The sequence below is a fragment of the Sphingobacterium sp. 1.A.5 genome, assembly GCF_002734235.1.
Taxonomy (GTDB): Bacteria; Bacteroidota; Bacteroidia; order Sphingobacteriales; family Sphingobacteriaceae; genus Sphingobacterium; species Sphingobacterium daejeonense.
The window spans coordinates 187,991-200,033 of the sequence record NZ_PEBA01000012.1 but is presented as its reverse complement, the minus strand read 5'-3'; the positions used below and the strand labels follow the sequence as shown (position 1 = coordinate 200,033).

The following is a 12,043-nucleotide window of genomic DNA, read 5'->3' as shown; positions in this document are numbered from 1 at the left end:
CTTATTCTTCAGATTTCTTGGATCGATATTGTTCTCTGAATTTTATCTTTTCAGATTCTCTTTCTATAAGTAATCTTGCTAAGGTATGGCCAGGCGATATTTTGCCAGCTTCATCAGCCAAGGCTTTTCTGGCCTTATCCTCTGAAACATCAATTCGGTATAAAATACTTATTAATCTGTTGAAATCAGTTGCTGCCAGATGATCGAGATAATTCGCAAGTCCCTCAAATTGTTCTTGAAAGGTTTGCTCCCTGGAAATATTTTCAACCTGCAGCTTTTCAGCAATTAATAAGATTGGATAATTCATTTGGTAGATTTAATTAGTAACCTTAAGTTGTGTAAATTTAATAGATATAATCTTGATATTTATGAGTTTAATTTTAATGCTTTGTTCATTATAGTAGTCTGTTTTGGAGATTTTTTGGAATAAAAGTATTCTGAATAAATTTTAATGGAAATTGGTCCGACGGGATATTAGATAATACGAATCAGATGGTTCGTATTTTTTTTTAGTTTTCTTCTATTCTTTTGGTAAAGGATAGAAGAAAACTAAAAATTAGTTGTTTAACAAAAATAAAGTTTTATATTTGTATATATGTAGTACATAAATACTAATCAATATAAACTAATTTGTTATGAAAACCATGTTAATCAGATGCTTAAGCTGTTGTCTTATGCTTCTTATTGGCCATCCTATTTTTGCTCAAACGAAAATCACAGGTCAGATTTTCGATGACAAAGAGCAACCCTTAATGGGGGTTACAATTGGGGTTAGAGGAGGCCAAATCAAAGTCACATCAAATGAGAGTGGGATTTTTGAGATCGAATCAACCACTTTACCCACCACTTTAGTTTTCAGTAATGTTGGATTTGAAACTTTAGAATATTCTGTTTCTACCGGAGAAAATGATTTAAAAATCCATTTAAAGCCATCTGATACAAATATTGATGAGGTTGTGGTCGTTGGGTATGGTACACAAAGCAGGAAAAGTTTAACTACAGCTATTTCAAAAGTTGATGGGAAGTCTTTAGAAGATATTCCAATAAGCACAGTTGGGGAAGGATTAAGAGGAAAAATTGCAGGAGCAAGAGTTTACCAATCAAATAATAGTCCTGGAGCAGATGCTGTTTTTAGAATTCGAGGAGGGTCTTCAATAAATAAAACGAACGATCCTTTAGTTCTGGTAGACGGAGTTGAGCGGTCCTTCTCTGGGGTAAATCCAAATGATGTTGAATCAATTGAAGTATTGAAAGATGCGGCATCAACAGCTATATATGGATCTAGAGCTTCTAATGGAGTCGTTTTGATTACCACAAAAAAAGGCAAAGATATCGGAGGTTCAAGAATTACGTTTGATGCAAATTATGCATTCCAAACTCCAGAATCTTTGATGGATTTTATGAACTCAAAAGATTATATTTCTATAGTAAGACCAGCGGTAGCTTTAAGTCCAAATCCTCAATATAACTATAATTCAGGATACTCAGCAAGTTCAGGTAATGATGAGTCTTCTATTTATTCAACCCGATACTTAAAAGAAGGTGAATCTGTTCCTAGCGGTTATTTAAGCATGGCAGATCCATTAGATCCTACAAAAACAATTATTTTCCAAGACAATAATTATCAATCTTTATTATATAGGAATACTTCATGGCAAAATTATTATGTTGGTTTAGATGGGGGCAATCAAATTTTACGTTATGCTGGGAGTACAGGATATACAAAGGACGACGGTGTTGCCTTAGGTACTAATTATGGTAGATTTACGGCAAGAGGAAAGATTGATGTTAATATTGCTAAAAAATTAACTTTTAACACGATGTTTGATTATTCAAATACACTTTCTTCGGAGTTTGAAAATCAGATGAACGTGATTGCCAGAGGTTTAGCGACTCCTCCAACTCAAAAAATATACTATGATAATGGACGACCCACGCCAGGATATAATGCTACTTCACCTAATCCTGTTTGGTGGGATTTTACAAGAGATATTGAAAATAAAGATAAAAGATTTTCATTATCTGGAGGCTTAGATTATCAGGTTTTGGAATCGCTAAAAGCACAAGTCGTCATATCTAATTTTTCACACACGACAAACTATAGTTATTTTGAGAAAGCTCATGAATTTAGTGGATTAAGAACCACAAAACAAAGCAATGGACAATTGGATCGATTAAAATTTGACGGATTATTAAATTATTCAAAAACTTTTTCAGAAATCCATAACTTAAATGCAATGGTTGGTTATTCGTACCAGCAAACTGACAACTCAAATTTTTCAGCGGCGGTGAATGGGGCTAGTTCAGACAAGGTACCTTCTTTATCTGCTGGTCCAAACAAAACTAATGCAGATAGTGATAAGTGGAGCCAGGTATTAATAGGTTATTTTGGTCGTCTAAATTATAGTTATAAACAGCGATACCTTTTGATGGGTACATTTAGATATGATGGCTCATCCTTATTTGCTAGAGAAAATAGATGGGGATTTTTTCCAGGAATATCAGCTGGATGGATAATTTCTGAAGAAGAATTTTTTAAAGGACAAAATGTTATTAACTACCTGAAATTAAGAAGTAGTTTTGGACAAACTGGGAATAACAATATCGGACTTTATGATGCCTTAGGTAGGTATGTGGCTGATGTTAGATATGATGGGAATGCTGGTATAAGAGCTTCGATAATGCCCAATAGAGATTTGAAATGGGAAACCTCTACACAATTTGATTTGGGTTTGGATTTTAATGTTTGGGACAACAGATTAAGTTTTCAAGTAGACTATTTCAATAAAATTACTGATAATTTATTATTCAGTATGGATCTTCCGAACACATCTGGTTTTACGAATGTCCAAACTAATGTAGGTAAGGTTAAATTCCATGGATTTGATTTTGAAGTGAGTTCTCAGAATGTAAAAGGTGAGAACTTTACATGGGATTCAAAATTAACTTGGAGTTATGTTAAAAACAAAGTCCTTAAGTTACCTGATAACGGAAGGGATAAGAATAGAATTGGAGGTATTCAATTAGCGAATGGTTCAGCATTTGGCGGAACAGCTGAAGGTGAATCATTATATAGATATTATGGATATCAAGTAGATCACATACTCCAAACAAAAGAAGATGCCGCGAATGCATTATATGATGAATCAGCAAGGGGTTGGGATCCCGAAGATGGCAAAAGTATAAAAGGGAGAAAAATGCCTGGGGATTACGAGTGGGTTGACAAAGATGGAGACGGTGTGATCTCTAGTAAAGATCAATTTGAACTTGGGGTTACTGTACCACATACAACAGGAGGTTTGCAAAATACATTTACCTATAAAGCTTTTAGCTTGAATGTATTTGTAGATTGGGCATTAGGTCACAGCATAAATCACAATGCATATATGCGATATTTCATGAATACATTCGCAAACAATTATACACTAGTGGAGGAAGTAAAGAATACGTGGAAGCAACCTGGAGATAATTCGCAATATGCGAGATTTACTGCAAATGATCCAGATGTTGGGAATTCAAATTTTTCTAGAACATCCTCTGCATTCAATTACAAAGGAGACTACCTGGCCTTACGGGAGATTACATTTCTTTATAACCTGTCTGAAAATTTGGTAAAAAAAATAGGAGTTTCCAATCTTCAAGTAGCAGTATCTGGTCAAAACCTGATGTATTTTTGGGCGGGTTCAGGAAAAGGTATATCACCAGAAGTAGGAACTTCTTCTACATATAGTGGATCATATTTCAATTATCCAGCTATAAGGAGATATTCTTTAGGTTTAAAGCTAACCCTTTAATTCTTATAACATGAAAAAAATAATTTTTAATACGATTATATTCTTTGCTGCTAGTATACTAATTCCTAGCTGTTCAGATAAATTGGAAGTAGATTTAGAGAGTGCTATAACTGCTAATTCTATGTGGAAAGACGAAAGTGATGCGAAAGCAGCCATTTTTGGAGCATATACCCGAATGAGGTCTGCATTTTCGACTTCTTATATTTTTTGGGGTGAATACAGAACAGGTTTATGGGGGAAAGGATTGGAAACTAATGCAGGTTATAGTAATGCTTTTTCCAATCAACTAAATAGTACCCATAGTGAAGCAAATTGGAAGGATTTATACACTACTATAAATGATTGTAATTTAATCTTAAAATATGTCCCTTCAATTAGTTTCAGTTCTGATGTTGAAAAAAATGATTTATTAGGACAGGCACATTTTATACGTGCTTTCTGTTATTATTGGATAGGAAGAGTATGGGGAGATGCACCTGTGGTTTTAAGTGGATTTGAGTCTAGCACTCAAGAAGATTTATATCCCCATAGGGAACCGGCTAATATTGTTTTTGGACAGGTTGAAAAAGATTTAATTGAAGCTGAAAAGTTGGTTTCTAATTCAAGCAACAAGCCTCAAATAGGAACAAAAACTGCTATTCAAACATTACAGGCTGATTATTATTTATGGATGGCAAAAGTAAACGCGGGTGGCCAAGATGCTTTGAATAAAGCGAAAGAAGCAGTGAATAAAGTAATTTCTAGTAACAAACATTCTTTATTGCCAAATTTTTCAAATGTTTTTAAAACAGAATTAAACCCAGAAATCATCTTTTGTTGGAGAATGGTAGTAGATGAAGCAACCGGCGGCTATCCAAGTGATTATTTGGTTCCATTACAATATGTGTCTGCAGGAGTAATTGAGAATCCGATTAAAGTAGGCTCACATCAACAATGGATTTTTTTAACTGAAGCTTATAAAGACTTATTGGCTGGGGAATCCAATGATCAAAGGACTGCAGTTAGTTATGAAACTTTTTTTGATATAGGGAAACAATCGACCTTTCAATGGATTAATAAGTATGCTGGAACTTGGGAAAATGGCACAAGAATATTTGATTCTGACCTTATAGTTTATAGGTATGCAGATGTTTTATTATTGAGCGCAGAAATTGAGAATGCATTAAATAATACAACTGGTGCGTTAAACCAATTAAATCAGATTGCAAAAAGAGCATATTCTGAGGACCATAAATATGTTGACATGAATAAACAACAAATAGATCAAGCAATATTATTGGAAAGAAAACGTGAATTTGTGGCGGAAGGTAAATTATGGTGGGATTTTATTAGGATGGGAGTCGTATTTGAAGAGGTTGAATCTTTGAAGTCTCAAAAGGACAAACCAAATGTTCTTTTATGGCCTGTCCACGATAATTCTATCAATACAAATCCAAACATTAAACAAACAGAAGGTTATAATTAATGATTTATCTTATGAACATTCTTAAATATATAATTCTAGCTTTTATTTTATTTTTTAGTGTAGGTTGCTTGAGTGCTGCGGAAATAATTATAAAATATTATACTCTTCCAGTTTTATTAGGCAAGAGTAACAATCCTGTAGTTAGAATTCAAATAAATTCTGATGAAACGGAAATTGGGAAAATTGTTAATAGTTTGACAATTTCATTGCAACAAAGTGCAAAATTAACTAGCATATCCTCAGTTAGTCTGTTTTCTATGAGAACAGACTCAAGTATAAATCCAAATTTAGATAATTTGATGCCGATTTCAAAAATAAGTGTTGGCAATGGTGAATTTGAGATTCCGCTTAATATTAAAATAGAAAAAGAAGGTCCCCAATATTTTTGGTTAGCACTAGGTGCAAATGAAAAGGCGGATCTTCTTGAAAAAGTTAAACTTAAAATAGTATCAGGAAAAATTGAAAATAAAAGGATTTATGATATAAAAAACCAAAGTAAAGATTATAGGTTAGCATTTCCTTTAAGAACTCATATGCAAGATCAAGTCCATACTTCAAGGATTCCTGGCTTGACAACCTCTAATAGGGGTACATTATTGGCTATTTATGATGCTCGATATGAAAGTGCTAGAGATTTACAAGGGCATATGGATATCGGTGTTCAAAGGAGTTTAGATAAAGGTCAAACATGGCAACCGATGCAAATTGCATTAGATATGAAGACATGGGGAAACCTACCTGAAAAATTCAATGGCGTATCAGATGCGTGTGTTTTAGTAGATAAAAATACAGACGCGATTTATATTGCAGGATTATGGTCTTATGGGGTGATTAATGATGAGGGCAAATGGGTGGAAGGATTGACCGATACTAGTACAAACTGGAACCATCAATGGCGTACAAAAGGGTCACAACCTGGGTTTGATGTTAAACAGACTTCTCAATTTTTGATTACTAAAAGTCTAGACGATGGTAAAACTTGGTCTGAGCCAATAAATATTACCAAACAAGGGAAAAAGGAAGAATGGTGGCTATGGGCACCTGCCCCAGGACAAGGTATAACAATGAAAGATGGAACATTAGTTTTTCCCACTCAAGGTAGAGACAAAAATGGTGACCCGTTTTCAAATGTTACATATAGTAAAGATGGTGGAATTACATGGCAAAGTTCAGAACCTGCTTTAATAATAGATAAGGGTACAACAGAATGTGCCGTTGTAGAATTAGAGCCTGGAGTTTTAATGTTAAACATGCGTGCGAATCGGAATAGAGGAACTCCTAAGCCAAGTAACGGACGAGCCATTGCCACGACAAAAGATTTAGGTAAAACATGGACAGAGCATACTACTTCATTAAATACCCTAATTGAACCTACTTGCATGGCTAGCTTGCACAAGCATGAAATTAATAATAGTGGTAAAATTCAAGAAATTTTATTCTTTTGTAATCCACATTCAACTAAAAATAGAGATCATATTACCCTTCAAGCAAGTTTTGATCATGGTCAAACTTGGCCATCCGAAAAAAACATACTTTTAGACGAATGGAATGGCAGGGGATATTCGTGTATAACCTCAGTAGATGAAAATTCAATTGGAGTTTTGTATGAGGGTAGCCAAGCAGATATGATTTTTCAGAGGATACCTTTGAAGGAAATCCTTAAACTTAATTAGAAAAAAAATAATTGACATACAAATGAGCGCGAAAATATCTAGCATGGGCTTTAAACCAATTGAAACCACTTCATTGACTGATTTGGTTGAAGTAAAGCTAAGAGATTATCTACAAGAGAAAAAATTAATTGCTGGTGATAGTTTACCTACCGAAATGGAAATAGCAGAAGCACTCGGGGTAAGTAGAAATATTCTAAGGGAGGCATTAAGTAGATTAAGAATGCTCGGTATTATTACATCAAAGAAAAAAAGAGGAATGATTCTTACTCATCCAGATGTTTTGGGAAGTTTAGAAAAAGTTTTGCAACCTCAATTGGTCGATAAGAATACTTTGCATGATATTTTCGAGTTAAGATTAGTTCTTGAACTGGGAATGGCTGATTTGTTGTTTTTAAGAATTGAAGAGAAACACCTTGAGGAACTAGATAAGATAGTTAAAAACGATGATCCTACGAATGTTAATTTTAGGATAAAAAATGAAATTGCCTTTCATGGAAAATTATATGAAATTACTGGTAACGAAACCTTGAAACGATTTCAATCTATGTTGATGCCACTATTTGATTATGTCCTTAAAACAGAAAAAAGAGTGGTTACTCCAGAGGTAAGTCATGCTGATCTAGTAGAACTAATCCGAAAAGGAAACAAAAGTGATTTTAAGAAAGGAATGGAAGAACATCTACGTCCTCACCTTGAAACATTGTCCAAGTTAAAATAATTAAGATATGAGATTTCAATCTGCTGAAAAAATTAACGGTCTGTTTGCCGCTGCTTTTACTGCCTACAATTCTGACGGCAGTATAAATTATGAATATATTTCTGAATTAGCTGAAAAGTTAATAGCTGAGGGGATTTCTGGAATATTTGTTTGTGGAACAAATGGAGAAGGACTTAGTTTAACCATAGAAGAGCGTAAAAAGATTGTGGAAGAATATGTTCGAATTGTAAAAGGCAGGATAAAGGTCATTGTTCATGTTGGACACAGTTCCTTGGAAGAAGCAAAAAAATTGTCTAAACATGCTGCAAAAATCGGAGCTGACGGTTTTTCGTCTGTATGTGCATTTTATTTCAAGCCTTCCAATGAAAATGTATTAATTGATAGTCTTGTTGAAATTGCGAATTCAGCACCAAATTTACCATTTTATTATTATCATATTCCTCATATTACAGGAGTAAATATAAATCTCGATACATTTATTCCACAAATTGCAAAAAAAGCAATGAATTTTTCTGGTATTAAATTTACATCATCAGCGATTCATGAATACCAAGATGGTATCCATCTTTGCAATGATAATTTTGATATGTTGTTCGGATTTGATGAACTATTATTGCCAGCCTTAGCCGTCGGTGCTAAAGGAGCAATTGGCAGTACATATAATTACGCATCTCCAATTTATCTACAAGTTATAAAACTCTTCAAAGAAGGCAGAATAAAGGAAGCAGAAAATTTGCAATATGAAGCCGTAAAAATGATTAAGTTAATAATTAAATATGGCCCAATTCCTTCTCAAAGGGCAATAATGGAAATGGTAGGTTTTAAAATGGGTCCTTCCAGATTGCCATTACAGACCTTATCTGAAAAGCAAAAAAACGAGTTAGAATCTGAATTACATGGCATTGGCTTCTTTAAGGTATTAGAATTATGTACAAAATCATTGAGAGAATAAATAAATTTATATTCCTACCAATAATATTTATGATTCAAATGAATGGTAATGCCCAAGAAAGAGTTTGGAATGTACTTGATACTCTACCCGATCCATATGGTTTTGCAGGTTCATTTGCAGGAAAAATAAATGACGGAATTATATATATGGGGGGAGCTCAATTTGAAAATGGGGTTCCACCATGGGATTCAGGTGTTAAGATTTGGAGTGACAAAATATTTTATCTTTCTAATGAAAGTGGAAAGTGGCAAGAAATTGGAGTTATGCCTTATAAATGCGGATATGGAGCTTCAGCAAGCTACAATGGGAAATTTTATATAGCTGGTGGGAGTAATAAATCAAAACATTTTAATGAAGTCCTAGAAATTTCATTAGTTAAAGGTGAACTTAAAATTAGTCAATTGCCTAAATTACCGGTTCCAACAGCGAATTGTTCTTTTGCACAGTACGGAGATTCATGGTATGTTGTTGGTGGGCAAGAAAACCCAAATTCAAAAATAGCATCAAATAAGTGTTTTGAATTTAATTTTAACCTTCCAGAAAATGGGTGGGTAGAGCTTCCAAGTATACCAGGTCCTGGAAGAATTTTAGCTGTGGCAGCAGCAAACGAAAAGGGTTTGTTTGTGTTTTCAGGAGCTTCATTGAAAGATGGGATGAGAACATATTTAAATGATGGTTTTAAGTTTGATGGTAATACTTGGAAACCAACCGCTGAATTACCTCAGTCCATTACAGCTTCACCAAATCCAGGGATTGAATTAGAGAAAGATGTATTTACTTTCATATCAGGAGATGATGGTAGATTAGTGGATTTCGATCTAAAAGAAATGCATCCAGGCTTTTCTAAGAATGTATATTCATATAATATTAAAGCAGACAAGTGGGAATTCTCCGATGTAATACCTAATGAATTACAAAATAAAGATGGTGTTACTATTGCTTTAGTTGCGCCTGTAACTTCAACAGCCATTTATTGGAAAGGAAAAATTGTTATTCCAGGCGGAGAATCGAGACCAGCTGTTAGAACAAGACAAGTTCTCCAATATTTTAATGAAAGACCAAACCAAAACCTATGAATTCTTATCACAATAAATCTTTTTATCCATGGTTAGTTGTTGGATTGCTATGGATAGTTGCATTTTTAAATTATTTCGATCGGTTGTTGATAACATCTATGCGAGATCCAATAGTTGCAGATTTTAAAATCAATGATGCCCAATTTGGCTTGCTAACTTCAGTTTTTTTATGGTCTTACGGAATTGTAAGTCCATTTGGAGGTTACCTCGCTGATAAGTATTCTAGAAAAATGGTTATTATTTTATCTGTAGGAATTTGGTCTGCTGTAACATTATGGACAGGATATACGAATTCATTTTCAGAAATGTTAATTACTAGAGTGTTGATGGGGATAAGTGAAGCATGTTATATACCAGCAGCATTGGCATTAATTACAGATTACCATTCTGGAAGAACCCGTTCATTAGCCACAGGGCTACATATGTGCGGACTGTACACTGGATTAGCCTTAGGGGGATTAGGAGGTTATATAGCTGAATTTTGGGGATGGAGGTATGGATTCCATGTCTTTGGAGCCTTCGGGGTTTTGTATTCCTTTATGCTTTTATACTTTTTGAAAGATAAAGAACAAAGTGTAGAAAAAAAGTTGTTAACCGAATATAAAGAGTATTCGATAAAAGAAGCATTCAAGTCATTATTTAAAATACCTTCATATTATATTATACTAATCTTTTTTTCAGTACTTGGCATGGCAAATTGGTTGATTAATGGATGGTTACCAACATTTATTAAAGAACAATTCGATTTAGGTCTAGGTAATGCAGGTATTTCCGCTACCGGATATATGCAAGTAGGGTCGTTTATTGGGGTAATTTTAGGAGGAATTTTAGCGGACAGATGGGTACAAAGAAATCCGAAAGGTCGGCTAAATGTTATATTACTTGGCTTCAGTATTGGAACACCATTTTTATTTTTACTATCGAATGCTTCGTTGTTTATAATGGCTGTATTTTGCATGGTGGTTTTTGGATTAGCCAGAGGTTTTAATGATGCGAATTTAATGCCTTTGCTAAGACAAGTAATTAATCCGAGATATATAGCAACAGGGTATGGGTTTTTAAATTTTTTAAGTACCATTGTTGGAGGGATTATGGTTTATGTAGGTGGTGCATTAAAGGATGCTAACGTTGGTCTATCTATTACTTTTCAAATTGTAGCAATACTTCTATTGATAGCTACACTTGGGTTAAATTTTGTGAAAATCAAAAGTCAGGAGTAAAAATACCTTTGATTATTTCCTGTTTTGAATGTTATCAAAATTACTATATTAGTGCAGTTTTTTATTCAGCTAAAAACTTGTGTTGAGCTATAGTTGAATAAATGATTATGAAATTATAAACTCTAATATGGCCAAAATTGATATTGTTCAGATTGCAAAAGTGTTGAATATTTCCAAATCAACAGTTTCACGTGCATTCCGTGACAGCGCTGATATCAATCCCAAGACCAAAGAGAGAATACTTAAGTTAGCAAAGGAATTAAACTATCAGCCCAACTATTACGCAAGTAATTTGAAAGAGCAAAAGAGTAAGACCATAGCTATTGTTTTACCTGAACTTGCCAACAATTATTTTACGCAGATCATTCAAGGAGCTGAACGGGAAGCAAAGAAACAAGGTTATCATATCTTGATTTTTGTGACCGATGATGATATTAGCAAAGAAAGAGATTTCATTCGCAGCTTGGCCAGTGGAAGGGTAGATGGAGTGATTATGTCGGTGTCAGGAGAATCAACGGACCATAGTTACCTAGAGTCAATAAACTATGACCATTTGCCTATCGTTCTTTTTGATAGGATTTATGATGATATAAATCTCCCGAAGATTGTGACGGATGATTATGAGAGTAGTTTTATGGCAACAGAACATCTTATCCAAAGTGGTTGCCAACGGATTGCCTATTTCGTTATCAATAAAGAGTTATCTATTGGTAAGACTCGTTTGCAGGGTTATGAAGATGCATTGAAAAAATATAAGATCCCTTTAAGAAAAAGATTGATAGTGGATTGTTCAAACTCTTATGAGGAAAACAATGAAATTATCGAAACAGCAATTCTAAAGCAAAAACCAGATGGAATTTTGGCATCGGTAGAGCGTTTGGCATTTTCTACCTATTATGTATGTCAGCGTATTGGTGTTAAAATCCCCGAGGATATTAAAATTATTGCATTTTCAAGTTTGGAAATTGCAGGTTTGCTGAACCCACCTCTTTCAGTTGTTCGCCAGCCAGCTATTCAAATAGGGGAAAGAGCTGCTGCCACATTATTGAAGCAATTGACGGGTGAAACTCTTCAAGAAAATGAAAAGTTTGTCACCATGAACTCTGATCTTGTCATCAAAGCATCATCCAGAGGCTAAGGATATC

General features: G+C 34.2%; 9 protein-coding genes. 8 read left to right on the top strand and 1 reads right to left on the bottom strand.

All coding sequences use genetic code 11. From position 1 onward, the window contains the following. Position 1: 1 nt before the first annotated feature. The gene (locus tag CRT24_RS07890; RefSeq protein ID WP_099370695.1) at positions 2 to 307 is read right to left on the bottom strand and encodes a hypothetical protein; all 306 of its coding nucleotides are present in this window, start codon (positions 305 to 307) and stop codon (positions 2 to 4) included. 367 nt (positions 308 to 674) lie between these two features. On the opposite strand from CRT24_RS07890, the gene CRT24_RS07885 reads away from it, so the two are divergent. The 8 genes from CRT24_RS07885 (at position 675) to CRT24_RS07850 (ending at position 12,036) form a co-directional block, all read left to right on the top strand. Further along, the gene (locus CRT24_RS07885) at positions 675 to 3,794 is read left to right on the top strand and encodes a TonB-dependent receptor (RefSeq protein ID WP_257213997.1); all 3,120 of its coding nucleotides are present in this window, start codon (positions 675 to 677) and stop codon (positions 3,792 to 3,794) included. 10 nt (positions 3,795 to 3,804) lie between these two features. Continuing rightward, on the top strand, positions 3,805 to 5,259 hold the full coding sequence (locus tag CRT24_RS07880; RefSeq protein ID WP_099370693.1) for a RagB/SusD family nutrient uptake outer membrane protein: 1,455 nt from the start codon (positions 3,805 to 3,807) through the stop codon (positions 5,257 to 5,259). Between the two features lie 11 nt (positions 5,260 to 5,270). Further along, positions 5,271 to 6,932: a sialidase family protein gene (locus CRT24_RS07875; protein ID WP_218962591.1), complete on the top strand. Its 1,662-nt coding sequence runs from the start codon at positions 5,271 to 5,273 to the stop codon at positions 6,930 to 6,932. A gap of 22 nt (positions 6,933 to 6,954) precedes the next feature. Then, positions 6,955 to 7,650, top strand: coding sequence for a FadR/GntR family transcriptional regulator (locus CRT24_RS07870; RefSeq protein WP_099370691.1), 696 nt, complete (start codon positions 6,955 to 6,957; stop codon positions 7,648 to 7,650). Positions 7,651 to 7,657: 7 nt separating this feature from the next. Next, the gene (locus CRT24_RS07865; RefSeq protein WP_099370690.1) at positions 7,658 to 8,602 is read left to right on the top strand and encodes a dihydrodipicolinate synthase family protein; all 945 of its coding nucleotides are present in this window, start codon (positions 7,658 to 7,660) and stop codon (positions 8,600 to 8,602) included. After that, the gene (locus CRT24_RS07860; protein WP_099370689.1) at positions 8,578 to 9,678 is read left to right on the top strand and encodes a galactose oxidase; all 1,101 of its coding nucleotides are present in this window, start codon (positions 8,578 to 8,580) and stop codon (positions 9,676 to 9,678) included. Before CRT24_RS07865 ends, CRT24_RS07860 begins: the two co-directional genes overlap by 25 nt. Next, positions 9,675 to 10,898: an MFS transporter gene (locus CRT24_RS07855; protein ID WP_099370688.1), complete on the top strand. Its 1,224-nt coding sequence runs from the start codon at positions 9,675 to 9,677 to the stop codon at positions 10,896 to 10,898. Before CRT24_RS07860 ends, CRT24_RS07855 begins: the two co-directional genes overlap by 4 nt. A gap of 127 nt (positions 10,899 to 11,025) precedes the next feature. Next, positions 11,026 to 12,036 (top strand): LacI family DNA-binding transcriptional regulator, encoded by a 1,011-nt coding sequence (locus CRT24_RS07850; RefSeq protein ID WP_099370687.1) that lies wholly within the window; start codon positions 11,026 to 11,028, stop codon positions 12,034 to 12,036. The last annotated feature ends 7 nt before the right edge of the window (positions 12,037 to 12,043 follow it).

Excerpts from the sequence above, each read along its gene's own strand:
- CRT24_RS07865 (WP_099370690.1), top strand. The coding sequence starts at position 7,658 with ATGAGATTTCAATCTGCTGAAAAAATTAACGGTCTGTTTGCCGCTGCT.
- CRT24_RS07885 (WP_257213997.1), top strand. The coding sequence starts at position 675 with ATGCTTCTTATTGGCCATCCTATTTTTGCTCAAACGAAAATCACAGGT.
- CRT24_RS07890 (WP_099370695.1), bottom strand. The coding sequence starts at position 307 with ATGAATTATCCAATCTTATTAATTGCTGAAAAGCTGCAGGTTGAAAAT.
- CRT24_RS07860 (WP_099370689.1), top strand. The coding sequence starts at position 8,578 with ATGTACAAAATCATTGAGAGAATAAATAAATTTATATTCCTACCAATA.
- CRT24_RS07850 (WP_099370687.1), top strand. The coding sequence starts at position 11,026 with ATGGCCAAAATTGATATTGTTCAGATTGCAAAAGTGTTGAATATTTCC.
- CRT24_RS07870 (WP_099370691.1), top strand. The coding sequence starts at position 6,955 with ATGAGCGCGAAAATATCTAGCATGGGCTTTAAACCAATTGAAACCACT.
- CRT24_RS07855 (WP_099370688.1), top strand. The coding sequence starts at position 9,675 with ATGAATTCTTATCACAATAAATCTTTTTATCCATGGTTAGTTGTTGGA.
- CRT24_RS07880 (WP_099370693.1), top strand. The coding sequence starts at position 3,805 with ATGAAAAAAATAATTTTTAATACGATTATATTCTTTGCTGCTAGTATA.
- CRT24_RS07875 (WP_218962591.1), top strand. The coding sequence starts at position 5,271 with ATGAACATTCTTAAATATATAATTCTAGCTTTTATTTTATTTTTTAGT.